Origin of the sequence: Pseudomonas sp. CAU 1711 (genome assembly GCF_039888625.1) — a bacterium.
GTDB lineage: Bacteria > Pseudomonadota > Gammaproteobacteria > Pseudomonadales > Pseudomonadaceae > Aquipseudomonas.
Genome location: NZ_JBDQQT010000011.1, coordinates 23,782 through 48,267, shown reverse-complemented (window position 1 = coordinate 48,267; position 24,486 = coordinate 23,782). Strand labels below are relative to the sequence as shown.

Below are 24,486 nucleotides of genomic sequence, written 5' to 3'. Positions count from 1 at the left end.
CCTTTACTCGGGCTGTTGATCAGTGGCGGACGAGGGGGCGTTGCCCTCACCCCCGGCCCCTCTCCCGGCGGGAGAGGGGAGCAGGCCGTTTAGGGCCACGTCGCTGCTGTTCAGCGCCTCGGCCATGGACACCAGGATGCGGCGCGGGCCGCTGTATTCGTTGCGCGCGTGCACCGCCAGCATGTTGTCCAGCAGCAGCACGTCGCCGCGTTGCCAGGGGAACTCGATCATGTGCTTGCGGTAGAGCCCGCGCAGGTGCTCCAGCACTTCCGGCTCGATGGGGCTGCCGTCGCCGTAGAAGGTGTTCTGCGGCAGGTCGGCATCGGCGAAGTCGGCGCTCAGGGTGTCGCGCACGCTCGGCGGCAGGGTGCTGATGTGGAAGAAGGTGGCGTGGTTAAACCAGAGGACTTCGCCGTTGCGCGGGTGGCGCACCAGCGCCGGGCCGACCTGGCGGGTGCGCAGGCGGTTGTTCGCCTTCCATTCCGGGCGGATGCCGACGCTGGCGCAGTAGGCTTCCACCTGGGCGCGGTCTTCGGTCTGGAACACCGTCTGCCAGGGCAGGCCGAAGCCGTCGCCGTAGTTGCGCACGTACATGATGCCCTTGCGAGCGAAGCGCTCGCGAATCGCCGGGTCGATCTCGCGGGTGATCGCCCGGCTGTCGCCGATCGGCGTTTCGCCGCGCCATTCGGGGGCGATGTCGCACCAGAAGAACAGCTTGAGCGGGAACACCGGCGAGTAGGAGTGCTCGTTGTGGGGGAAGATTTTCTGATCCTGCGGGTAGTCGGTCGAGGTGTAGATGTTCAGCCCTGGATTGACCTGGGTGCGTGGCGAGGCGCGGAAGCGGTACTCCAGGGCGCCGCCCGACAGCGCGCTGGTGCAGCGGTCGAACTCGGCGGCGTCCTCCACGGCGAAGCCGCGAAAGAGGATGGCGCCGTGCTCCAGCAGCTTGGCCTCCAGCAGCTCGCGCTGGCCGGCGGCCCAACTGGACAGGCTGACGCCCGCGGTGGTCGGCTGGCAGAGCAGGGTGAAGTGCTGGCCGTCGTGCAGCGGGGCGAAGCGCACCAGGGCGTCGTCCGCCAAGCGGATGGGTTTGCGGCGCATGCCGCCAAGGGTCGTGGTCATGGCGAGGTGACCTCCTGGGAAGAAGTGAGTAGGGATTTGCGCCGTGCGCCGCCGAGGCGGGACAGGCCCTGCTGGCTGCGCGCCTGCTGGGCGGCCAGGCGCCGCAGTCGGGCGCGTTCGGCCAGCTCGGCGGCCAGGCTGGCGACGGGTTGAGCGGGCGCCGCGACCCAGGCGGCGAGCAGGCCGTTCCACTCCTCGGCGAAGGTCGCGACGGTGGCGGCGTCGAACAGGTCGCCGTTGTATTTCAGGGTGCAGTCCAGGCCGTCGGCGTCTTCCTCGATGGACAGATGCAGGTCCAGTTGCGCCTGGCCGTGCTCGATGGGCTCGGGCAGCACCTCCAGGCCGGGCATGTCCGGCGCGTCCTCCGGCTGGTTCTGCAATACCAGCTTGATCTGGAACAGCGGCGCGTGGGCCAGGCTGCGGCGCGGGTTGAGCGCCTCCACCAGCTTGTCGAACGGCAGTTCCTGGTGGGCGTAGGCGTCCAACACCCGGGCCCGCAGGCGCTCGAGCAGCGCAGGGAAATCCGGGTTGCCGGTCAGGTCTGCGCGCAGTGCCAGCTGGTTGAGGAAGAAGCCGATCACCCCTTCCGTTTCGGCGCGGCCGCGATTGGCCACGTCGGTGCCGATCACCGGGTCGGTGCGGCCGGTATGGGCATGGACCCAGACCTGCAGGACGCCGAGCAGGCCCATGAACAGGGTGGCGCCGCGTTCCTGGCAGAGCCGCTTGAGGTCGCCGGCGACCTGCGCCGAGACGCGGAAGCGCTGGCGGCCGCCGTGCCCGCTCATGAGCGCCGGGCGCGGGCGGGCATCGGGCAGCTCCAGCGGCTCGTGCACCTCGCCGAGCTGGCCGCGCCAGTAGGCCAGTTGTCGCGCCAGGGCGGCCTGGTCCAGGCGCTGGCGCTGCCAGCAGGCGTAGTCGGCGTACTGAATCGGCAGCGCCGGCAGGTCGGCCGGGCGGCGTTCCAGCGCCGCGCGGTAGAGCGCCCCCAGCTCGCGCACCAGGATGCCGGTGGACCAGCCGTCGGCGACGATGTGGTGCAGCACCAGCAGCAACAGATGTTCGTCCTCGCCCAACTGCACCAGTGCCAGGCGCAGCAGCGGGGCGCGGCGCAGATCGAAGGGGCGGGTGGCTTCGGCGATCAGCAGCCGGTGGGCTTCGCCATCGCGCTCGGCCTCCGGATGCTGGCGCAGATCGAACAGCGGCAGCGTCAGTTCCACTCGCGGCAGGATCTCTTGCAGCGGCTCGCCGTCGCGCTCGACGAAGACGGTGCGCAGCGCCTCGTGCCGCTCGGTCAGCGTCTGGAAGGCGCCGAGCAGCGCGCTGCGGTCCAGCTTGCCGCGCAACCGCGCCACGCTGGGGATGTGATAGGCGGCGCTGTCCGGCTGTAGTTGCTGCACCAGCCACAGGCCCTGCTGGGCGTGTGACAGCGGCAGCGGGCGGTCGCGGGGCACGGGGGCGATGGATTCCTGCGGTTCGCCGGCGGCCGGTAGGCGTTCGGCCAGCTGGGCGATGGTCGGGGCCTCGAACAGCGCGCGCAGCGGCAACTCGATGCCCTGCTCGCGGCGCAGCCGCGCCACCAGCCGGGTGGCCAGCAGCGAGTGACCGCCGAGGGCGAAGAAGTTGTCGTGGATACCCAGCGCCGGACGCTGCAACAGCTCGCACCAGATTTCCGCCAGCAGGCGCTCGCCGGCATTGCGCGGGCCTTGCACCTCGGCTTCCGCCGCGTACAGCGGGGCCGGCAGGGCCTTGCGCTCCAGCTTGCCGCCGGGGGTCAGCGGCAGGGTGTCGAGCCAGACCAGCGCGGCCGGCAGCATGTAGTCCGGCAGGCTCTGCTTGAGGTGGGCGCGCAGCGCGTCATCGTGCGGCGGCTCGCCCTGGGCCACCAGGTAGGCGACCAGGCGCTTGTCGCCGGGGCTGTCCTCGCGCACCAGGGCCAGCGCCTGGCGCACCTGCGGGTGGCTCTGCAGGCGCGCCTCGATCTCGCCCAGCTCGATGCGGAAACCGCGCAGCTTGACCTGCTGGTCGATGCGCCCGAGGTATTCGAAGCTGCCGTCGGCCAGTCGCCGCGCCAGGTCGCCGGTGCGGTACAGGCGCGCGCCGGGCGGGCCGAACGGGTCGGGCACGAAGCGCTCGGCCGACAATGCCGGGCGGCCGTGGTAACCGCGGGCCAGCAGTTCGCCGCCGATGCACAGTTCGCCGGGCACGCCGGGCGGGGTGAGGTTGCCGTCGCGATCCAGCAGGTAGAAGGCGCGACCGGCCAGCGGCAGGCCGATGGGCAGTTGCAGGGGCAGCGGCTGCTCCCCGGTCAGCAGCGCCCGGCAGTCCTGCACGCTGGCGGTCACCGTGGCTTCGGTGGGGCCGTAGGTGTTGAGCAGGCGCACCTGGCCCAGGCCGGCCTGGCGCCAGGCGGCGATGCCCTCCGGTGGCATGGCCTCGCCGGTGGCGCTGACCAGGCGCAGGTCGCCGTAGTCGGCCTGGGGCTCCAGGGCCAGGTCCTGGGCCAACTGGAACCAGTAGGCGGTGGCCAGGTCGGCGACGCTGATGCGGTGGCGCAGCAGGCGGCGGTGGAATTCCCGGCTGTCCCACAGCTCCGGGCCACGCAGGACGACGCAGGCGCCGCAGGTCAGGGTGGGGAAGAGCTGGTCGACGAAACCATCGAAGTTGAAGGTGGAGAATTGCAACACCCGATCCGCCGGGGTGAGCGCGAAGAAGCGGCGGGCCACCTCGGTGTGCCCGGCCAGGGCGCGTTGCTCGATGGCCACCCCCTTGGGCTTGCCGGTGGAGCCGGAGGTGTACATCAGGTAGGCCAGCTGCGCCGGGTGCACGGCGACGGCGGGATCGTCCTCACGTTCGCCGTGGATCGCGGCCACGTCCAGGCGCGCTGGCGTACCACTGCCGGTCTGGCAGTCGGCCGTCGCCTGACTGACCAGCAGCAGGCGGATGCCGGCGTCCTCGATCATGTGGGCGAGGCGTTCGGCCGGGTAGTCCGGGTCCAGCGGCACGAAGGCCAGCCCGGCCTTGAGCACGCCGTAGATCGCCGCGACCATCTCCAGCCCGCGCGGCAGGCACAGGCCGATGCGCGCCTCGCCAGGCAGGCCGAGGCCGAGCAGGTGGTGGGCGATGCGGTTGGCGCGGCGGTTCAGCTCGGCGTAGCTGAGGCACTGGTCGTCCAGCACCAGGGCCGGGGCCTGCGGCGTGGCGGCGGCCTGGGCGGCGAAGCGCAGGTGGGCCAGCGGCGGCCAGGGCTCGAGCTGCATCTGCGCCTGGCACTCGGCGAGCTGCGGCGCGTCGTCCTGCAACGGCAGGGCGCCGATGGCGCGCTGCGGCTCGGCGACGATGGCCCGCAGCAGGCGCTGCAGGCCGGCGGCGTAACGGGCGATGCTGGCCTCGTCGAACAGGTCGCGGCTGTAGCCGAAGCAGAGTTCCAGGCCATCCTGACGCTCGATCGCATCGAGGCTCAGGTCGAATTGCGCGGCGCTCTGCTCGCGTTCGATCTCGCTGACCACCAGGCCCGGGAGCTGCGGCAGGCGGCTGGTCTTGCCGTCCACCAGGTTGAACAGCACCTGGAACAGCGGCGCATGGGCCAGGTCGCGCTGCGGTTGCAGCACTTCCACCAGTCGCTCGAAGGGCAGTTGCTGGTGGGCCTGGGCGTCCAGATGGGTGCTGTGGACGGTCGCCAGCAGCTGCTCGAACGGCAGTGGCCCGTCCAGCTCGGCGCGCAGCACCAGGGTGTTGACGAAGCAGCCGATCAGGGCCTCCGTTTCGAGCCGGGTGCGCCCGGCCACCGGCACGCCGACGCGCAGGTCGGTCTGCCCGCTGAGGCGGTAGAGCAGCACCTGGTAGGCCGCCAGCAGCACGCAGAACAGGGTGGTGCCCTGTGCGCGGGCCAGGCGCTGCAGCGCGTCGCGCAGATCGCCGGGCAGGTTCAGCTGATAGCGGCCACCCCGGCCGCTGGGCTGCTTGGGCCTGGGGCGGTCGCCAGGCAGCTCCAGCACCGGCTGTTCGCCGCCGAGCTGGGCGGTCCAGTAGGCCAGCTCCTTTTCCTGGGCCTGGCACTGGCGCTGCCACTGGGCGTAGTCGGCATACTGGATCGGCAGTGCCGCAAGCTCCAGCGGGCGGCCCTCGAGCGCGGCGGCGTAGCCGGCGGCCAGCTCGCGGGTGAGGATGCCCAGCGACCAGGCATCGGCGACTATGTGGTGCGCGGTGAGCAGCAGCACATGCTCGTCTTGCGCCAGGCGCAGCAGGCGCAGGCGCAGCGGGGCGATGCCGAGATCGAAGGGGGCGGCGGCCTCGGCGTCGATACGGTTGCGCAGCGCCTGTTCGCGCTCGTCCTCGGACTGCGCGCTCAGGTCCTCCACCGGCAAGCCCGGGTCGGCTTCCCCTACCCGTTGCTCCACTTCCAGCTGCGGATGGGCCAGGAAGGTGCTGCGCAGCACCTCATGGCGCTGCAGCAGGCCGCGCAGGCCGGCGCGCAGCGCGGCCACATCCAGCGGGCCGCGCAGGCGCAGGGCGGCGGGCATGTTGTAGGCGCCGCTGTGCGGCTCCAGTTGTTGCAGGAACCACAGGCGGCGCTGGGCGTAGGACAGCGGCAGGGCCGCGTCGCGCGGCACGGGCACGATGGGCAGAAGGTCCAGCTCGATGCCTTTCTCGCTCAGCAGGCGGATGAAGGCGGCGCGCTTTTCCGGGGCCAGCCGGGCGATGCGCTCGGCCAGGGCTTGGGCGTCGATATTCATGGCGGCTGCGTTCACCCCGTCACTCCTTGTGCCGCCCGTGCCTTGGCTTCCAATGCGGCACGCTGTTCCGGGCTCATGGCGGCCAGTTGACGGCGCAGTTCGGCGATCTTCAGCAGGCGCCCGGGCGTGCTCTCCTGCTCGCGCAGGGCGGCGGCCAGGGCGGCCACGCTGGGGTGGTCGAACACCAGGCCGGGAGCGACGTCGGCCTGCAGCAGCTTGCGCAGGCGCGCGCACAGCTTGATCACCAGCAGGGAGTGGCCGCCCAGGTCGAACAGGCTGTCGGCGATGCTTACCGGGCCGCGCTCCAGCAGCTCGGCGAACAGCTCGGCGAGCAGCGCTTCGAGGGCGTCGCGCGGTGGCTGTAGGGCCTGGCTGGCCAGGGCCTGTGGCGCGGGCAGGGCCTGGCGGTCGATCTTTCCGTTGGCCAGGCGCGGCAGGCTGCCCAGTTGGATCAGGCGGGCCGGTTGCAGGTAATCCGGCAATTCGTGCCTGAGCGCGGCGAGCAGCTCGTCGGTCTGGCTTTCGCCGACCCAATAGGCGAGCAGCTGGCCGTCCAGCACCTTGACCGCCGCCTGCCGCACGCCCGGTCGGGCCAGCAGGGCGCTTTCCAGCTCGCCCGGCTCGACGCGGAAACCACGGATCTTCAGCTGCTCGTCGCGGCGACCGAGCAGCAGCAGGCGGCCGTCCGGCAGCAGGCGGGCACGGTCGCCGCTGCGGTACAGGCGCTGGCCGGGGCGCAGCGGGTCGTCGAGGAAGGCATCCGAGTCGCGATTCAGGTAGCCGCGGCCGACCTGGGCGCCGCCCAGGTAGAGTTCGCCCTCGGCGCCCAGCGGCACGGGGCGCAGGGCCTCATCCAGGACGTAGGCGTAAGTATTGGCCAGGGCGCGCTGCAGGGGCAGGCGTTCGCCGGCGCTGCAGTCGTCGGCCGGCAGGCTGTGCACCAGTACGCCCACGCAGGTCTCGGTCGGCCCGTAGTGGTTGTGCAGGCGGCAGCCCGGCGCCAGCCTGCGGATGCGCTGCACCAGGCGGGTCGGCGTGGCTTCGCCGCCCAGCACCAGGGTCGCCGGCAGGCTGGCATGGTCGTCCTCCAGCAGGGCGGCGAGGTGCGACGGCACCATCTTCAGGCAGTCGATGCGCTGTTCGCGGATGAAACGGGAGAAGGCGGCGGCATCCTTGCTGTCGCCGTCGCTGGCCACCACCAGGCAGCCGCCGTTCCATAGCGCGCCGAATAGCGTGGTGTTGCCGAGGTCGGCGGCCACCGAGGAGGTCAGGGCGAAGCGCCGGCAGGCGTCGAGGCCGAGGGCCTCGCTGACGGCGGCGCTGTAGTTGAGCAGCTGGCGGTGTTCGATGACCACGCCCTTGGGTTCGCCGGTGCTGCCGGAGGTGTACAGCAGATAGGCGGCCTGCTCGGGACGAATCTGCTCCGGCGCAGTGAGTGCGCCGCTGTCGGCCTCCAGCTCGGCCAGGGTCAGGCTCGGTTGGCCTTCCAGCGCCTGGGGTTCCAGGCTCAGCAGCAGGTCGGGTTGCGCGTCGGCCAGCACCTTGCGCAGGCGCGCGGCCGGCCAGGCCGGGTCCAGCGGCAGGTAGGCGCCACCGGCGCGCAGCACGGCGAGCAGAGCCAGCACCAGCCGGCCGCAACGCGGCATCAGCAGCGCCACCCGGCCTTCGGCACCGATGCCGCGGCGTTGCAGGGCGGCGGCCAGGCGCTCGACATGGGCGTGCAGTTGGCCGTAGCTGAGGCTCAGGTCGGCGGCCTGCAAGGCGTCGGCCTGTGGCTGGCGGGCCGCCCACTGGGCGAGGCGGGCGGGCAGCAGGGTATCGCCGAAGTCCCGTCGCGGACCGATCAGGCCCTGCTGGACGCGGTGATCTTCCGCGCCGCAGAGATCGAGCGCGAGGATCGGCTGGTCGAGACCGGTCGCGAGCCGCTCCAGCAGTCGGGCGTATTGCCCGAGCAGCACCCGGGCGGCGAGTGCGTCATAGCACGCGCTGTCGTGGTGCAGGTGCAGGGTCAAGGTTCCGGCGTCGTCCTCAAGCACCTGCAGGGCCAGTTCGAAGCGGCTGTCCGGGCCGGGCAGCGCCTCGAGGTGCCAGTCGACGCCCGCCACCTGGCGGTCGGCGGGCTGGCGGGCGAAGGCGTAGCCGATGCCTGGAGCGTCGCCGGCCTCGTCCAGCGGCGCGTATTCCTGCCAGCCAACGTGGCTGGCCAGCAGTTCGCCGAGGGTGTCGAGCCAGTGCGCGAAGGGCTGGGCGAGCTCCAGGCGCAGCGGTAGCGGCAAGCATTTCTCGTAGCGGCCGAGGCTGCCGGCCAGGGCCTCGTAGTCCTGCCGGCAGTCATGTTGCCAGCCGCCCAGGTAGTGCGTCTGGCCGGCGATGCGGGCGAGCAGGGCCCACCAGGCGGCCTGCAGCAGGGTGGCGATGGAGGTCTGGCGGGCTTCGGCCAGTGCGCCGAGGCGGCTGCTCAGTTCGGCGGGTAGTTCCGCGCGCTGGATGCCGGCTGGCACCGCGTCGGCGGTGTCGGCCGCCATCCGGTAAGGCAGGCGCAGGGCCGCCGGCTGGTCCAGTCCGGCCCAGTAGGCGCGGCCCGCCGCGGCACTGTCGTCGGCATCCAGCTCGCTGCGCCAGTCGATGAATTGCGAGTACTGGAAGACTTCATCGGCGAGCTGCGCGGGGTCGGCATAGGCGCTCTGCCACTCCAGCAGCAGGGCGATTAGGGTCTCCCGGTCGCCGGCGCAAGGGGCGACATACAACGCAAGGCGCCATGCCTGCTCGTCCAGGCGGGCCAAGAGGACGCGCACGAGCTGGCCGTTCTCCAGGTCGAACGGCTGGCCGCGCAGGGCCTCGTGGCGCTCGCGCAACCGGGCGTCCGCATCGACGGCGCCGCGCAGATCCAGATCGTGCCAGTCCGCGGCGGCGGCACTCGGCAGTTGGCGCAGGCCGCGGTACAGGGTGGAGGGGCGCAGGGCCATGCGCAGGCCGTCATGACGCGCCAGCACCTGCTCCAGGGCCATGCGCAGGCGTGTTTCCTCCAGCGCGCCGCTGAGCCCCAGGCGCATCTGCGGCGCGGCCAGTCCGGCGTTGAGCGCGGCCTGTTGTTCGGGGCTCAGGGGCAATCCTTCGTCGATCATCGGTTCAATCCAAAACGTGGGTGGAATTAATGCGAGCAGCTTGTCCGTTTCCATCACGGCTCGATAACGAGGTCCGCGGGCGCATGCAAATCGCCCATGGCCACCACGATCTTGCGCGGCCCCTCATAGGGGTCGCGGGCGTGGGCGGCGAGCAGGTTGTCGAGCATCACCACGTCGCCGCGCTGCCAGTCGAACCGCACGGCGCACTGCTCGTAGAGGTGGCCGAGCAGCTCCATGGTCGCGTCCTCGATCGGGCTGCCGTCGCCGTAGTAGACGTGGCGCGGCATGCGCTCCAGGCCGAGGCGGGTGAGCAGGTCCTCGCGCACTTCCGGCTCCAGGCAGAACACGTGGTGCAGCTGCACCTGGTTGAAGAAGCTGCGCTCGCCGCTGATGGGGTGGCGGATCACCGCCGGGCAGCGGGTGCGGGTCTGCAGCTCGTCGCCCGCCAGCCAGACGAACTCGGTGCCGCTGGCCCGGCACTGGGCTTCCACCACGGCGCGCTCGTCGGTCTTGAAGAATTCCTGCCAGCTCACGTCGAAGCGCTCGGTGAAGGTGCGCACGTACAGCAGCCCCTTGCGCTCGAAGGTCGCCGCCAGTTCGGCGGGCAGGCGCCGGTACAACTCGCGGCAGTCGACGATGGGCGTGGCGCCGCCCACCGGCGACGGCTGCTCGCAGTAGAACCACTGCTTGCGCGGCGAGCGCGGCAGGTGGGCGCTCTCGTTGTGGTAGAGGATCATCTGCCGCTCCGGGTAGGGGGTGGAACGGTAGATGTTGCGCCCGCCTTCCTTCTTCGGCAGGTCGCCGTAGCCGCCGAACAGCCCGGGGTGGAGGGCCTCGGCGAAGGCCTCGAAGTCGGCGATGCCGCTCAGGGCGAAGCCGCGGAAGAGCAGGCCGGCATGGCGGCAGAGCAGCTCGTCGACCTGCGCCCGGGCGCGTTCGGCCCAGGCGACGGGGTCGAGATCGGCGACCGCCGGTTCCACCAGCAGGGGGAAGTCGCGCTCGGCGCTGAGCGGGCGGGTCTTGATCAGCGGGCGCGGCGCGGCGGGGCCGCGGGCCGGCAGTTTCTTCAGCTTGTCCAGCTTGGCGTTCAGGTCCGGGCGCTTGCCCATGACGGGGGACTCCTGGTGTGGCGTCGGGGGAGGGGCCAGCACGGCTTCAGGCTGTGCGGCAGCCTGTTCGAGGATGGCCAGCCAGTCGGCGGCCAGTGCGGCGATGCGCTCGGGCTTGAACAGGGCGCGGGCGTAGACCCAGTCGCCCTGCAGGCCGTCGGCGGTCGGTTCGAGGAACAGGGCCATGTCGAACTTGCTGGTGCGTTCGGCGGGCGGCAGCAGCTCCACCTCCAGGCCGGGGATGGCGAAGCGGCCCTGCGGGGTGTTCTGCAGGACGAACAGCGCCTGCACCAAGGGGTTGCGGTTGCGCTCGCGGGGCACCTCCAGCGCCTCGACGATGCGGTCGAACGGCAGCGCCTGGTGTTCGAAGGCGGCCAGGCAGGTCTGCTTGGTGCGCTCCAGCAGGTCGACGAAACGCGCGCCTTCGCCCAGTTGCGAGCGCAGCGGCAGCACGTTGACGAAGAAGCCGATCAGCCCCTCCAGTTCGGCGGCCTCGCGGCCGGCCACGTCAGTGCCGAGCAGCAGGTCGCGGCTGCCGGTAATGCGGTGCAGCAACAGCTGGAAGGCAGACAGCAGCACCATGTACAGGCTGGCCCCTTGGGCCTGGGCCAGCGCCTGCAGACGCGCCACCAGCGCGGCCGGCACCCGGAAGGCATGGGCGGCACCGGCGCTGTTCGCCTGGGCCGGGCGTGGCAAGTCGCTCGGCAGCGCCAGCACCTGGGGCGCGCCGGCCAGGGCCTGGCGCCAGAAGGCGATGTGGCGCTGCAGGCGCTCGCCTTGCAGGCAGTCGCGCTGCCACAGGGCGTAGTCGGCGTACTGCACCGGCAGGGGCGGCAGCGCGGCGGGAACGCCGTCGCGCAGACTCTGGTAGAGGCGACTGAACTCGTCGACCAGTACGCCCACCGACCAACCGTCGGCGACCATGTGGTGCAGGGCCAGGTGCAACAGGTGGTGCTGCTCGTCGAGCTTGAGCAGGGCGGCACGCAGCAGTGGCGCCTGGGTCAGGTCGAAGGGCCGGCGCAGGTGTTCCAGGCTGTCGCGGGCGGCCTCGGCGTCACGCGCGGCGGCGGGCAGGGCACTGAGGTCGCGGTAGGGCAGGGCGACGTCGAGCGCCGGGGCGATCACCGCCCAGGGCTCGCCGTCGATCTCCGGGTAGGCGCTGCGCAGCACCTCATGGCGTTGCAGCAGCGCGGCGAAGGTGGCGCGCAGGGCCTCGACGTCCAGCGCGCCGCGCAGGCGCAGGGTGGCGGCCATGTTGTAGGCGGCGGAGGCGCCCTGCAGGCGGTCCACCAGCCACAGACGCTGCTGGCTGAGGGACAGCGGCATGCGCGCCTGGCGCGCTACCGGACGCAGCGCCGGCAAGCTGTCCGGGGCCCTGCCGCAGGCGTCGATGCGCTCGGCCATCTGCCACAGGCGCGGCGCCTCGAACAGCGCGCGCAAGGGTAACTCGGCGGCGAGGTCGCGGCGCACGCGGGCGAGCAGCCGGGTGGCCAGCAGCGAGTGGCCGCCGGCCTCGAAGAAGTGGCTCTGGCGGCCCAGCGCCTGGGGCGGCAGCAGCTCCGCCCAGAGCGCGGCGAGGCGCCGTTCGGTCGCCGTGCGCAGCGGCTCCAGCGCCTGCTCGGCCAGTTGCGGCAGCGGCAGGGCCTTGCGCTCCACCTTGCCGTTGGCGTTGAGCGGCCACTGCTCCAGGCGTACCCAGGCGGCGGGCAGCATGTAGGCCGGCAGCTCGCCGCGCAGATGCTCGGCGAGGGCGCTGTCGCTGGCCTCGTCAGTGCCTTGCCAATAGGCCACCAGCAGCTCGCTGTCGCCCAGGCGGCACAGACAGACCAGCGCGCGCTGCACGGCGGGATGGCGTTCCAGGCAGGCCTCGATTTCGCCCGGCTCGATGCGGAAGCCGCGCAGCTTGAGCTGGAAGTCCTTGCGGCCGAGGTATTCCAGCACGCCGTCCTCGCGCCAGCGCGCCAGGTCGCCGCTCAGGTACAGGCGGCTGCCCGCCGGGCCGAACGGGTTGGGCACGAACACCGCGGCGGTGCGCGCCGGGTCCGCCAGGTAGCCGCGGCTGACGCCGATGCCGCCGATCGCCAGTTCGCCGGGCACCCCTATGGGCAGCGGATCGAGCGCGCTGTCCACCACGTACAGCTCGGCGCCGGCGGTGGGCCGGCCGATGGCCACGCTGCCGCCGTCCGCTGGCGCTTCGTGCAGGGGCTGGAAGGCCACGTCGTCGGAGCATTCGGCCGGGCCGTAGGCGTTCATCAGCGGGATGTGCGGGTAGCGGGCCAGCCAGGCGCGGGCGGTCGGCGCCGGCAGCGCCTCGCCGGTGGGCAGCACCCAGCGCAGGGCCGGCAGCTCGATGGCGCTGTCGCCCTGTACCTCGAGCATGGCCTGGAGCAGCGCGGGCACCGGCTCCAGCAGGCTGACCTGGCGGCTGGCGAGCAGGTCGAGCAGCGCCAGCGGGTCGCGCACCACCGCGTCCGGCACTATTTCCACGCAGGCGCCGAACAGCGGCGCGCTGAGGGTCTGCCAGACGGAGATATCGAAGCAGGCCGGCGCGGTCTGGGCGATCACGTCGTGCTCGCCGAGGCCCAGCGGCTCGACCTTGGCCAGCATGTTGTTGAGCATGCCGGCGCGCGGGACCATCACGCCCTTGGGTTGGCCGGTGGAGCCGGAGGTGAACAGCACGTAGGCCAGCTGCTGCGGGCGGGCCGGCGCGCTCGGCAGGCGTCCGGAGGTGCTGTGCTCCAGCAGCTGCGCCGGGGTGGCGACGGGGCCGTCGTAGCCCTCGGCCAGGCGCTCGCGATACGCCTCGGCGCATACCGCCAGCGGCCGGCCGGCGCGCTGCAGCACCTGCTGCCAGCGTGCCGGCGGCTGGCTGGGCTCCAGCGGCAGCCAGGCGGCGCCGGCGCGCAGGGTGGCGACCATCAGGCAGAGCAGATCCAGGCCGCGCTCGGCGAGCAGCGCCACCGGCTGGTCCGGGCCGACGCCCAGGGCGTTCAGGCCGCGGGCCAAGCGTTCGGAGCGCTGCCACAGCTGGGCGTAGCTCAGGCGCTCGCCGCCGCAGCGGGCGACGCTGCGTTCGGGGTGCAGGGCGACGCGGGCGGCGACCCGCGCCTCCCAGTCGGGCTGCAGCGCGTAGTCCGCCGGGTGGCTGCCCCAGGCGTCCAGTTGCTGGCGTTCGGCGGCGCCGAGCAGCGGGAGGTCGGCGAGCCTGCCTGTGCCTTCGGCCAGCGCCAGTAGCACTTCGCGCAGGTGCCCGGCCAGGCGTTGCAAGGCGGCCACCGGCAAGCGCCGGACATCGGCGCTGAGCAGCAGTTCCAGTTCGCGGCCGGGCAGGACTTCCAGGGTCAGGCCATAGCTGGTCTGCTCCAGGTTATCCAGGGCCTGCAGGGTCAGCGAGCCGGCCTGTAGGCGGCGTTCGGCGGCGGCCGGCAGGTTCTGGAACACCAGCAGGGTATCGAACAGCGCGGCGCCGCGCGGGCTGGCCTGGAGAATCTCGGCCAGCGGCGTCTGCTCGTGCTCGCGCAGCGCCACGGCGGCGCGCTGCACGGCCTGGAGGAAGGTCGCCGGGTCCTGTCGCGGCTCGATCTTCAGACGCAGTGGCAGGGTGTTGATGAACACCCCGAGCATCCGTTCCGCCCCCGGCAGTTCGCTGGGGCGGCCGCTGCTGGTGATGCCGAAGACCACCTCGGGCTGGTCGTTGTAGCGCGCCAGCAGCAGCGCCCAGGCGGCCTGGACCAGGGTATTGAGGGTGACACCGGTCCGCCGCGCGGCGCCGTTCAGGCGGGCGCTGGCTCCGGCGTCGAGGCGCAGGTGGTGGGTGCGATGGTCCACCGCCTCGCCGGGGCGCGGCGCGGCCAGCTGCGGCAGCGAACCGGCACCTTCGAAGCCGGCCAGGCGCTCCGCCCAGAAGCGCAGGGAGTCCCGCGCGGGCTGGGCGGCCAGCCAGCCGATATAGTCGCGGTAGGGCGGGCGCGGCGGCGGCGTTTCGCCCTGGTAGCGGGCGAGGATCTCGTCGAGCAGCGATACCGAGCTCCAGCCGTCGGCGATCAGGTGGTGGCGGCTCCACACCAGCCACCAGCGTTGCTCGCCGAGCTGCATCAGGGCCAGGCGCTGCAGCGGGGGGCGGGCCGGGTCGAAGCCCTGGCGGCGGTCGTCGCGGCAATAGTCGGCCAGGGCCTGGCGGCAGTCGTCCTCGTCGCGGCCGCGCCAGTCGAGCAGGCGCACCGGCAGCTCGAGGTCGCGATGCACGCATTGCAGCGGCTCGTCCAGGCCCTGCCAGAGCATGCCGGTGCGCAGCAGCGGATGGGCCGCCGTCGCGGCCCGCCAGGCCTCGATGAGGCGCTGCGCCACGAAGGGACCGTTCAGCTCGGCCTGCAGCTGGTTGTGGTAAACCCCGCTGCCGTCTTCCAGCAGGCTGTGGAACAGCAGGCCCTTCTGCAGCGGGGACAGGGGATAGGCGTCTTCCAGCTCGGTGTTGGTCAGCTCGCCCAGACGTTCGGCCGGCAGCGGCGACAGCGCGAAGGGCGCCAGTGTCTTGGCCGCTGGCGCGGCTTCGGCAGCCGGCGCGGCGCTGCGTTGGGCCAGCAAGGCGGCCAGGGCTGCCACGCGGGGATGCTCGAACAGCTCCTTGGGGGTGAAGCGCAGGCCGGCCTGACGGGCCTTGGCGATCAGTTGCAGGGCGAGGATGGAGTCGCCGCCCTGGGCGAAGAAGTCATCCTCGCGGCCGATGGCCGGGTTGCCCAGCAGCTCGCGCCAGAGTGCCAGCAGGCGGTTTTCCAGCTCGCTGGCCGGGCTATCGAGACGAGCGGCGAGGGCGGCGATGGTCGGCTCGGCGAACAGCTGTTTGGGGGTGAACTTCAGGCCCTGCTGGCGGGCCTTGGCGATCAGCTGCAGGGCCAGGATGGAGTCGCCGCCGAGGGCGAAGAAGTTGTCTTGTATGGACACCGTGTCGCGGCCGAGCAGTGCGCACCACAGCTCGGCCAGGGTGCTTTCCACGGCATTGCGCGGCGCGCCTTCGGCTAAAGCCGGGGCGGCCTTGGCCGGCGCCTGCGGCAGCTGCTGGCGGTCCACCTTGCCGTTGCCCAGGCGCGGCAGCTCGGCCAGTTCGACGAAGGCGGCGGGCATCATGTAGTCCGGGAGCCGGGCCGCCAGTCGCTCGCGCAGCTCATCCAGGTCCAGGGTGCCGGCGGCCACCAGATAGGCCACCAGCCGCTGTCCGGAACCCTGTCCGCTCGGTTGCGCCAGCACCACCGCGTCGCGCAGTTGCGCGCAGGTTTGCAGGCAGGCCTCGATCTCGCCCAGCTCGACGCGGAAGCCGCGGATCTTCACCTGATGGTCGATGCGGCCGAGGAACTCGATGGCCCCGCCCGGCAGCAGGCGGGCGCGGTCGCCGGTGCGGTACAGGCGGCCGCCAGCGGCGGCGAAGGGATCGGGGATGAAACGTTCGGCGGTGAGCGACGGCTGGCCCAGGTAGCCGCTGGCGACGCCTGGACCGCCGATGTACAGCTCGCCGGCCGAGCCCATGGGCAGCGGATTGAGGTAGCGGTCCAGCACCTGCACGCTGACGTTGGCCAGCGGCGTGCCGACCGGCGCATAGCCGGAGAGTGTGGGAGCGTCGGACGCTACCGCGTGGGTCAGGCAGCCGACGGTGGTCTCGGTCGGGCCGTAGTGATTGACGATGCGGCAGTCCGGCGCCAGCTCGCGCAGGCGGCGCAGCAGGGCCAGGTCCAGCCCCTCGCCGCCGAGCACCAGGCAGCGGCGCGGCAGCAGGCGGGCCGGGTCGCTCGCGGCGAGCAGGGCCTTGAGGTGCGACGGCACAATCTTCAGGCAGTCCAGCGGCTGGCGGGCGAAGTCTTCGGCCAGGGCCTGCGGGTCGCTCGCCAGGGCGTCGTCGATCAGCCGCAGCGTGCGTCCGCTGAGCAGCGCGCCGAACCAGGCGGTGTAGCCGAGGTCCGCCGCCACCGTGGCGAGCGCACCGAGGCTGGCCTGCTCCGGCAGCTGCAGGGCCTGCAGTACGCCCACTACGTAATGGATCAGGTTGCCCTGGCTGACCACCACGCCCTTGGGCTGGCCGGTGGAGCCGGAGGTGTAGATCAGGTAGGCCGGTTGCGCGGGATGGGCGACGACCCTGGGCGCGGGCGGCGCCTCCTGCGCATGGTCCAGGTCCAGCCAGACGTGGCCGGCGAATTCGCCGGGGGCTTGTCCCTGGCCCACCAGCAGCGCGGCGCGGCTGTCGTCCAGCATGTGCCGGCGCCGCGCGGCGGGCAGCGCCGGATCGAGGCAGAGATAGGCGGCGCCCAGCTTCCAGGCGGCGACCATGGCGGTGAGTAGCGCGCGGCCACGGGGCAGGGCCAGGGCCGCCACCTGGCCCTGGCGCAGGCCGGCGGCGTACAGGCGGTCGGCCAGGCGCTGCGCGGCGTGGTCGAAGGCGGCGTAATCGAGGCTGCCCTCGACATCCTGCAGGGCGATGCGCCGCGGGTGCAGAGCCGCCTGCCGTTCGAACGCCGCCAGGGCGTTGGCCTGCGTCGGCGCCTGGAGCGGCCCGGTGAGCCGCGAGGCATGCGCCGGCGGGCAGATCGGCAGCTCGCTCAGGCGCGCCTCGGGGTGGGCCACGGCGGCGCGGGCGAAGGCGAGAAAATGCTCGGCCATGCGGGCTATGCGCTCGGCGCCGAACAGGTCGTCACGGTAGCGCCACTGCGCCAGCAGTCGGTGGCCATTGTCCTGCCAGCGCAGGTTCAGCTCGTTGGCGGCGCCGCGCTGGGTGGCGAAGTACTCGTGCAGGCTGTAGTCGGCCAGCGCCCGTTCGCGGCGGCTGGGCAGGTAGGTGAGCATATGGCGGAACAGGCTGGCCCCCTGCGGCATGCGGGCCAGCGGATAGCGGCGATGGCGCAGCACTTCGCGTAGCTGCACCGAGGTCGCGTGCAGACAATCGATCAGCCGTGGGTTGCCGGCGAAGCGGGCGCGCAACGGCAGGGAGTTGAGGGTGTAGCCGATTAGTTGTTTGTACTTGGCCTTGTGCCGGTCCATGGCGGGCGTGCCGATAAGGAAGTCATCCTGATCGGCATAGCGGTGCATGAAGACCTGCGTCAGGCCGGCGAGCAGCACGAAGGGGCTGATCTTCAGGCGTTCGGCCAGGGCCCTCAGCGCCAGGCTGTCGCTTTCTTCGAACCATTGCTCCAGCTCGCTGCCCGTGTGACTCGGGGCAGGCGGGCGCGGGTGGTCGGGCGTCAGCTCCAAGGGCGCCGGCGAACCGGCCAGGTGATCGCGCCAGAACGTCGCCAGCTTCTCCCCTTCGGCGTCGCCCAATAGTGCATGCTGCTCGTCCAGCCAGGCGAAATACAGGCCGGGCTCCGGCAGCCTGGGCGGCTGCCCGTTACCCAGCGCCTCATAAGTGGCGAAAGTCAGCTCCAGCATCCACTCGACGCTGAAGAAGTCGCCGGCGATATGGTGGAAGGCGGCACACATGTACAGCCGCTGCTGGCCGCACAGCAGATGCAGGCGGCAGACCCGCCCCTGCTCCAGGTCGAAGGGCAGGTCGGCATGCCGCTCCAGCCACGCCTTGGCGCCGGACTCGTCACGTTCGCTGCGTTCGACCAGCACATCCGCCGCGATGCGCTCGGGCTGAACCATCCACAACTGGCCGTCTTCCTCACGGTAGGCGCAATGCAGCGCCTCGAAGTGGGCCACCACCAGGGCGAAGGCGGCGCACAGCCGGTCGGTATCCAGGTCGGCGCGCAGCTCGCGGGCTAGCACCATGTTGTAGGCAGGGCTGTCGGGATTCAGCCGGTGGAAGGTCCATAGCGCCCGCTGGCCATGACTGGCGAGGTGTTTGTGCAAGGTCGTCATGCTCACTCCTGCGCCGGCTCGGCCATGGCCACGATCACCTTGCGCGATCCCTTGAAGCTGGCGCGGCCATGCGCCACCAGCATGTTGTCGAGCATCAGCACGTCGCCTTGCTGCCAGGGGAAGCGCACCGTGCAGGCGTCGAGTACGTCGCGGATCTGCGCCAGGGCATCCTCTTCCAGCGGGCTGCCGTCGCCGTAGTAGACGTTGCGCGGTAGGTCCAGCGGGTCCTCGACCACCGCCAAGAGGCCCTCGCGCACGGCGGGGGCGAGGTTGGAGACATGGAACAGGTGGGCCTGGTTGAACCAGACCATGTCACCGGTACGGGGGTGGCGTGCCACCGCCTGGCAGACCTGGCGGGTGCGCAGCTCGCCGTCGGCCTTCCATTCGAACTCGATGCGGCCCGCCCGGCAGAAGCGCTCCACCTCGGCGCGGTCGGCGGTGTTGAACGCCTGCTCCCAGGGCAGGTCCAGGCCGTTGCCGTAGTTGCGCACGTACATCAGGCGGCGCTCGGCGAAGCGCTCGCGCAGTGCCGGGTCGAGGCGTCGGTAGATCAGGCGGCTGTCGGCGATAGGGGTTTCGCCGCCCTCGACGCTCGGTTGCACGCAGTGGAACCAGATCTTCAACGGCCAGGCGAGGGTATAGGACTGCTCGTTGTGCAGAGGAATGACCTGGTGGGCGGGATATTCGGTGGAGGTGTACACGCCTTGCTCCACCGCCTGGCGCGGGGTGGAGCCGAACTCGTAGCCGAGCAACTCGTGGCCGAAGGCGCGCGCCAATTGCTGGAACGGCTGCTCGCCGAGCACATCGAAGCCGCGCAATAACAGACCACCCACGTCCGGCAGGCGAGTTCGCGCGAGCTCCTGCAAGGCCGGCAGCCAGTGCCGCCAGTTGCCGTCTCCCTCCGGCGGCTCGACCAACAGTGGCAACGCCCCTTCCGTGCGCAGTGCCCGCACGATCAGCCCATCCCCCAGTGCAGCTTGAATCAACATGGAATCCTCTTGCGGGCGGACCGAAACCCCAGGTCCGCGATCCGCTGCTCATTCTGAGTAGTTGTTAGTCATAGCTATTTGTAAAGCTTAATAATAATAATTATCATTGAAAAAGCAACGCTAATCCTGCTCGCTGCCCGCCGGGACGAGCATCTCTGTGAACCGATCGAGGAAGTACGATGAGCTGGAACAGTCCCGAGACCCGTTTCGTAGTAGTGGCCAACCACGAGGAGCAGTACTCCATCTGGCCGGACTACAAAGAGATTCCCGCTGGCTGGCGCGCGCTGGACAAGCAGGGCAGCAAGGAAGAGTGCCTGGCCTACATCGAAGAGGTGTGGACCGACATGCGCCCACTCAGCCTGCGTCAGGCCCTGCAGGAACAAGGGCAGGGCTGATGGGCGCGGCGAGCAACCCCTGGTTCTCTGTGCCCGTGCCGCTCGGTGGGGCGGCCCGTCTGCGCCTGTATTGCTTCCCCTATGCCGGCGCCGGGCACACCGTTTACCAGCACTGGTGCGACCGTCTGGGCGAGGGCGTGGAAGTTGCTTTGGTCAAGCTGCCGGGACGCGGCGCGCGGTTCAACGAACCCCGCGCCGAATCCCTGGCCGAACTGGCCGAGGCCCTGGCGCAGGCGATCGCCGGGGGGCAGTCGGCGACCCAGCCATTCGCCTTGTTCGGTCACAGTATGGGCGCGTTGCTCGCCTTCGAGACGGCAAGGGCGTTGCGCGGCCGAGGTCTCGCGCCCTCGGCCTTGCTGGTATCGGCACGCACCGCGCCGGCCGCCCACGGTTGGCGGGAGCGGGTCTGCGACCTGCCCGCGGCGCAGTTCCTGGAGGTGATCCGCGGCATGAACGGTCTGCCGCAGGAAGTATTGGACAATCCCGAATGGCTGGACCTGTTCCTGCCGATCATCCGCGACGATTTCGCCCTCTGCGAAGACTACCGCTACAGCGCCGCGCCGCCGCTGTCCTGCCCCATTCACGTGCTGGCCGGGCAGGCCGACGCCGGGGTGCCCGTGCCGCTGCTCGCCGGCTGGACGGAGGAGACCACGGGTGACTGTCGGACCTGGCTGTTTCCCGGTGGCCACTTCTATCTGTTCGAGCAGGAGGCCGAGTTGCTCGGTCTCCTGCAGCGCTTGCTGGCGACCAACGAGGCTCGGCATGCGACTGGCTGAGCGCAACATCCAGGTGTGGCGGGTCGCTCTCGACGGCGCGCCGGTCTCCCTGGATCGACTCAGTCCGGCCGAACGGGCACGGGCGCAGCGCTACCAATGCTCGCGCGCCCGCCATTGCTTCGTGCAGACCCGCGCCGCCTTGCGTCAGGTGCTCGGCGGCTGTCTCGGCCTGCCGCCGGAGGGCGTCGTGCTGGAGGAGGGCTGCCACGGCAAGCCGCGCCTGGCCGCCGCCCTGCCGCGCCTCGAGTTCAATGTCAGCCACAGTGGCCAGCTGGCGCTGATCGCGCTGTCCAAGGTTCCGCTTGGCATCGACTTGGAACTCATCGACCCAGAACTGGACTGGCGCGAGTTGGCGCCGGCCTGCTGCCACCCGCAAGAGCTGCAGACGCTGCTGGCCTTGCCGGAGCGGGAGGCGCGCATTCGCCTGCTGCGTCTGTGGACGCTCAAGGAAGCCTATCTGAAAGGGACGGGTGAGGGCTTGAGCGTGCCGCTCGACGGCATCCGCCTGGACGGTCGGGGCCATGCCTGGGCCGTCGCAGGCGATGACCATTGGTGTCTGCGCCCCCTGACGCTCCCATCCGGCTACCTGGGCAGCGTCGCCACGCCCATCGAGAACCCACTCATTTGCCTGCAATCGCTGGATCTGGATGCAGGTCCTTCAACCACCTTGTTCCTCTCCGCCAAGGGAAACCGCACCATGGAACATCCTGTGAACCTCCATTCCGCCAGCACCTTCACGCTGGAGCATTTCCGCCGCCAGGGCCCGCGCGAGCTGGGCAGCAACGCCTACCTGCAACGCCAGAGCGCCCGCGAATCGAATGCCCGTTCGTATCCGCGCCGCATTCCGCTGGCGCTGCAGGAGGCCCACGGCATTTACGTGCGCGACACCCAGGGCCAGCTGTTCATGGACTGTCTGGCCGGCGCCGGCACCCTGGCGCTCGGGCATAACCATCCGGTCGCCATCGCCGCCATGCGCCAGGCGCTGGATACAGGCTTGCCGCTGCATACCCTCGATCTCACCACGCCGGTGAAGGACCGTTTCGTCGAAGAGTTGTTCGCCGCATTGCCGGAGAACTTTGCCAGGCATGCGCGCATCCAGTTCTGCGGGCCGAGCGGGTCGGACGCCATCGAAGCCGCGCTGAAGCTGGCGAAGATCGCCAGCGGGCGCAAGTCCATCCTGGCCTTCGCCGGCGGCTACCATGGCATGACTCATGGTTCCCTGAGCCTGATGGGCAACCTGGGGCCGAAACAGGGGTTGGGTTCCTCGGTCAGCGACGTGCACTTCCTGCCCTATCCCTACGACTATCGCTGCCCGTTCGGCCTCGGCGGCGAGGCGGGCATCGATGCCGGGCTGCACTACATCGAGCAGATGTTGAGCGACCCGGAGTCCGGCGTGCTGCCGCCGGCGGCGGTGGTGGTGGAGGTGGTGCAGGGCGAGGGTGGGGTGATTCCGGCGCCGGCGCGCTGGCTGCAGGGGTTGCGGCAGATCACTCGCAAACACGGCATCGCCCTGATTCTGGACGAAGTGCAGACCGGCCTGGGTCGTACCGGCCGACTGTTCGCCTTCGAGCATGCCGGCATCGAGCCGGACGTGCTGGTGTTGTCCAAGGCCATCGGCGGCGGCCTGCCCATGGCGGTGATGGTGTACCGGGAAGAACTGGACACCTGGAAGCCCGGCGCCCATGCCGGCACTTTCCGCGGTAACCAGTTGGCCATGGCCGCCGGTGCGGCGACCCTGCGGCACATCCTCGGCGAGAACCTGGCGACCCATGCCGAAGCCATGGGCGAGCGCCTGATGCGTCACCTTCGCAGCCTCCAGGCAGACTATCCATGCATTGGCCAGGTACGAGGTCGCGGGCTGATGGTCGGTGTGGAAATAGTCGCTTCGGAAACCCCTGGCGTGGGTGCGCCCGCGGCATTCACTGCTCTGGCCCAGGCGCTGCAGCGGCAGTGCCTGAGGCTTGGTGTCATCCTTGAGCTGGGAGGACGACATGGTGCTGTCGTGCGCTTCCTGCCGCCGCTGATCATCCAGGCGGAGGAGATCGATTTACTGGCGGAGCGCTTCCAGGACGGGCTGCGTAGTGCCTTGCATGAGCTGACCGGTAAGGCATTGCATATCGCCTGAGTTCGCCTCCAAGGATGGGGGCTATGGCTGGTAAGGGAGTAGTGCGGATAAGAGGAGAGGTTCCGTTGGAGCCTGACGCTCCTGGCGACAGGTGACCGAGGCGGCTGCTAAGCTGCCGGCGGTTCTCATGCAAAGGGAGATGACAGCATGCAAGGCAAATACTGGCTGGCGACGCTGGCCTTGGGGTTCTGTGTGCAGGCGGGGGCGACCAGTTTCGTGGTCACGACCGACGGCCTAGTGAACACGGTGGACAGCACCACCGATGCCACCTCCTCCACCTTCGGTGACGACAAGATTGTGCGCGAGGCCCGGGATGACGCGGCCAGCTTCGTCGCCAGCGATGGCGCCATCCGCGGCGTTCGTCTGGAAGCGGCTCTGCGGCATATCCGCGCCAAGCAGCCCGAGTTGCAGGCGGATGATATGCGCCTGGCCAGGGCGATTCTCGCGCTCTGAGCGGTAGAAGAATGAAAAACGGCGCCCAAGGGCGCCGTTTTCGTTGGCCGTGGCGTTATACGCCGAGCTTGTCGCGCAGGCTGTAGTACCAGGCGCCGATGGCGCTGAACGGAACCTGGAACAGGCGGCCACCCGGGAAGGGGTAGTGCGGCAGGCTGGCAAAGGCGTCGAAACGCTCGGCCTGGCCGCGCAGGGTTTCGGCGATCAGCTTGCCGGCCAGGTGGGTGTAGGTCACGCCATGGCCGCTGCAGCCCTGGGAATAGTAGATGTTGTCGCCGATACGGCCGACCTGGGGCAGGCGCGACAGGGTCAGCAGGAAGTTGCCGGTCCAGGCGAAATCGATCTTCACATCCTTCAGCTGGGGGAAGGTCTTGAGCATCTTCGGGCGGATGATCGCCTCGATGTTCGCCGGGTCGCGGGCGCCGTAGACCACGCCGCCGCCGAAGATCAGGCGCTTGTCGGCGGACAGGCGATAGTAGTCGAGCAGGTAGTTGCAGTCCTCGACGCAGTAGTCCTGCGGCAGCAGGCTCTTGGCCAGTTCGTCCGACAGCGGCTCGGTGGTGATCACCTGGGTGCCGCAAGGCATGGACTTGCTGGCCAGTTCCGGCAGCAGGTTGCCCAGGTAGGCGTTGCCGGCCACTACCACGAACTTGGCCTTAACCCGGCCCTTCGGCGTGTGCACCACGGGATTGGCGCCGCGTTCGACACGCACGGCCGGACTCTGTTCATGAATGACGCCGCCCAGCGATTCCACGGCGGCGGCTTCGCCCAGGGCCAGGTTGAGCGGATGGATATGGCCGCCGCTCATGTCCAGCATGCCGCCGACATAGGCGTCGGTGTCCACCACTTCACGGATGCGCTTCTCGTCCATCAGCTCCAGCTGGGTATGGCCGTAGCGCTCCCAGAGTTTCTTCTGCGACTCCAGGTGCTTCATGTGCTTGGTGGTGTTGGCGGCGAACACGCCGCCGTCCTTCAGGTCGCACTGGATGTCGTACTTGGCGATGCGCTCACGGATGATGCGGCCGCCCTCGAAGGCCATGTCGCCGAGCAGCTTGGCGTGCTTCGGGCCGACGGTGCGTTCGATCACGTCGATGTCACGGCTGTAGCTGTTGACGATCTGGCCGCCATTGCGGCCGGAGGCGCCGAAACCGACCTTGGCGGCTTCGAGAATGGTGACCTTGAAGCCGTTCTCCAGTAGGAACAGGCCGGTGGAGAGACCGGTGTAGCCGGCGCCGATGATGCAGACGTCGGTCTCGACCTCACCTTGCAGCTCGGGGCGCTCCGGTACCGGGTTGGCGGAGGCGGCGTAATAGGACTGGGGGTAGGGAGTGTGCGTCATATTTGAACCTATGTTCTTTATTTTTTACGATGTGAGCGAATGCTACCCGAGGCAAAATTCGCCGGCTAGCCTCTGTGCAAAATTTTTAACGTCCTGCTGTGCAGCAAAAAATCCACTTTTTCAGAGAGTTAGAGAAAAAAGGTGTTGACACTCGGACGGATATCCCTAAAATGCGCAGCCATTGCAGGCACATAGCTCAGTTGGTTAGAGCACCACCTTGACATGGTGGGGGTCGTTGGTTCGAGTCCAATTGTGCCTACCAAATTAGAAAGGGGTCGTAGATACGACCCCTTTTTTATTGGCTGCTTGTCAGAGCATAGGCTTTCTGAAAGCATCCGTGATTCCGTTTACTTCCAGTGACTGCGGTCTGTCCGGTTTGCCGCAAGGCTCCTGCCATCGTCAGGCAGGTATGCCGCCGGATCGCTTCCTGGCTCATCCCAACCCACGTGGCCTTTGGTAGGGGTCACCACTAGGAGAG

At 70.0% G+C, this 24,486-nt stretch carries 10 protein-coding genes, 1 tRNA gene and 1 pseudogene; 6 read left to right on the top strand and 6 right to left on the bottom strand.

The window, feature by feature from the left end:
* Window positions 1-3: 3 nt before the first annotated feature.
* The 5 genes from AAFN46_RS13685 to AAFN46_RS13665 are packed head-to-tail and all read right to left on the bottom strand — an operon-like array spanning window position 4 to window position 18,920.
* Window positions 4-1,122: a TauD/TfdA family dioxygenase gene (locus tag AAFN46_RS13685; protein WP_347809245.1), complete on the bottom strand. Its 1,119-nt coding sequence runs from the start codon at window positions 1,120-1,122 to the stop codon at window positions 4-6.
* The gene (locus AAFN46_RS13680) at window positions 1,119-5,870 is read right to left on the bottom strand and encodes an amino acid adenylation domain-containing protein (protein ID WP_347809244.1); all 4,752 of its coding nucleotides are present in this window, start codon (window positions 5,868-5,870) and stop codon (window positions 1,119-1,121) included. Before AAFN46_RS13680 ends, AAFN46_RS13685 begins: the two co-directional genes overlap by 4 nt.
* On the bottom strand, window positions 5,867-8,980 hold the full coding sequence (locus tag AAFN46_RS13675) for an amino acid adenylation domain-containing protein (protein ID WP_347809243.1): 3,114 nt from the start codon (window positions 8,978-8,980) through the stop codon (window positions 5,867-5,869). Before AAFN46_RS13675 ends, AAFN46_RS13680 begins: the two co-directional genes overlap by 4 nt.
* Before the next feature lie 53 nt (window positions 8,981-9,033).
* Entirely contained in the window at window positions 9,034-17,931 is an 8,898-nt protein-coding gene (locus AAFN46_RS13670) for an amino acid adenylation domain-containing protein (RefSeq protein WP_347809242.1), read from the bottom strand.
* Window positions 17,932-17,933: 2 nt separating this feature from the next.
* Window positions 17,934-18,920: a TauD/TfdA family dioxygenase gene (locus AAFN46_RS13665; RefSeq protein WP_347809241.1), complete on the bottom strand. Its 987-nt coding sequence runs from the start codon at window positions 18,918-18,920 to the stop codon at window positions 17,934-17,936.
* A 179-nt stretch (window positions 18,921-19,099) separates the two neighbouring features.
* Between AAFN46_RS13665 and AAFN46_RS13660 the strand changes: the two genes are divergently transcribed.
* The 5 genes and pseudogenes from AAFN46_RS13660 (at window position 19,100) to AAFN46_RS13640 (ending at window position 22,669) form a co-directional block, all read left to right on the top strand.
* The gene (locus AAFN46_RS13660; RefSeq protein ID WP_347809240.1) at window positions 19,100-19,315 is read left to right on the top strand and encodes an MbtH family NRPS accessory protein; all 216 of its coding nucleotides are present in this window, start codon (window positions 19,100-19,102) and stop codon (window positions 19,313-19,315) included.
* The gene (locus AAFN46_RS13655; protein WP_347809239.1) at window positions 19,315-20,091 is read left to right on the top strand and encodes an alpha/beta fold hydrolase; all 777 of its coding nucleotides are present in this window, start codon (window positions 19,315-19,317) and stop codon (window positions 20,089-20,091) included. Before AAFN46_RS13660 ends, AAFN46_RS13655 begins: the two co-directional genes overlap by 1 nt.
* Window positions 20,078-20,590 (top strand): annotated as a pseudogene (locus AAFN46_RS13650) (4'-phosphopantetheinyl transferase superfamily protein); the annotation flags it as partial. The gene AAFN46_RS13655 and the pseudogene AAFN46_RS13650, both read left to right, overlap by 14 nt.
* Before the next feature lie 198 nt (window positions 20,591-20,788).
* Window positions 20,789-22,216, top strand: a complete 1,428-nt coding sequence (locus tag AAFN46_RS13645; protein WP_347809374.1) for a diaminobutyrate--2-oxoglutarate transaminase — start codon at window positions 20,789-20,791, stop codon at window positions 22,214-22,216.
* Window positions 22,217-22,363: 147 nt separating this feature from the next.
* On the top strand, window positions 22,364-22,669 hold the full coding sequence (locus AAFN46_RS13640; RefSeq protein ID WP_347809238.1) for a DUF2388 domain-containing protein: 306 nt from the start codon (window positions 22,364-22,366) through the stop codon (window positions 22,667-22,669).
* Between the two features lie 55 nt (window positions 22,670-22,724).
* On the opposite strand, the gene AAFN46_RS13635 is transcribed toward AAFN46_RS13640, so the two are convergent.
* The gene (locus AAFN46_RS13635) at window positions 22,725-24,008 is read right to left on the bottom strand and encodes an FAD-binding oxidoreductase (protein WP_347809237.1); all 1,284 of its coding nucleotides are present in this window, start codon (window positions 24,006-24,008) and stop codon (window positions 22,725-22,727) included.
* A gap of 185 nt (window positions 24,009-24,193) precedes the next feature.
* On the opposite strand from AAFN46_RS13635, the gene AAFN46_RS13630 reads away from it, so the two are divergent.
* Window positions 24,194-24,270 (top strand) — tRNA-Val (locus AAFN46_RS13630).
* The last annotated feature ends 216 nt before the right edge of the window (window positions 24,271-24,486 follow it).

Coding starts and splice junctions, on each gene's coding strand:
- AAFN46_RS13675 (WP_347809243.1), bottom strand. CDS start 8,980: ATGATCGACGAAGGATTGCCCCTGAGCCCCGAACAACAGGCCGCGCTC.
- AAFN46_RS13635 (WP_347809237.1), bottom strand. CDS start 24,008: ATGACGCACACTCCCTACCCCCAGTCCTATTACGCCGCCTCCGCCAAC.
- AAFN46_RS13660 (WP_347809240.1), top strand. CDS start 19,100: ATGAGCTGGAACAGTCCCGAGACCCGTTTCGTAGTAGTGGCCAACCAC.
- AAFN46_RS13655 (WP_347809239.1), top strand. CDS start 19,315: ATGGGCGCGGCGAGCAACCCCTGGTTCTCTGTGCCCGTGCCGCTCGGT.
- AAFN46_RS13665 (WP_347809241.1), bottom strand. CDS start 18,920: ATGTTGATTCAAGCTGCACTGGGGGATGGGCTGATCGTGCGGGCACTG.
- AAFN46_RS13685 (WP_347809245.1), bottom strand. CDS start 1,122: ATGACCACGACCCTTGGCGGCATGCGCCGCAAACCCATCCGCTTGGCG.
- AAFN46_RS13645 (WP_347809374.1), top strand. CDS start 20,789: ATGGAACATCCTGTGAACCTCCATTCCGCCAGCACCTTCACGCTGGAG.
- AAFN46_RS13640 (WP_347809238.1), top strand. CDS start 22,364: ATGCAAGGCAAATACTGGCTGGCGACGCTGGCCTTGGGGTTCTGTGTG.
- AAFN46_RS13670 (WP_347809242.1), bottom strand. CDS start 17,931: ATGACGACCTTGCACAAACACCTCGCCAGTCATGGCCAGCGGGCGCTA.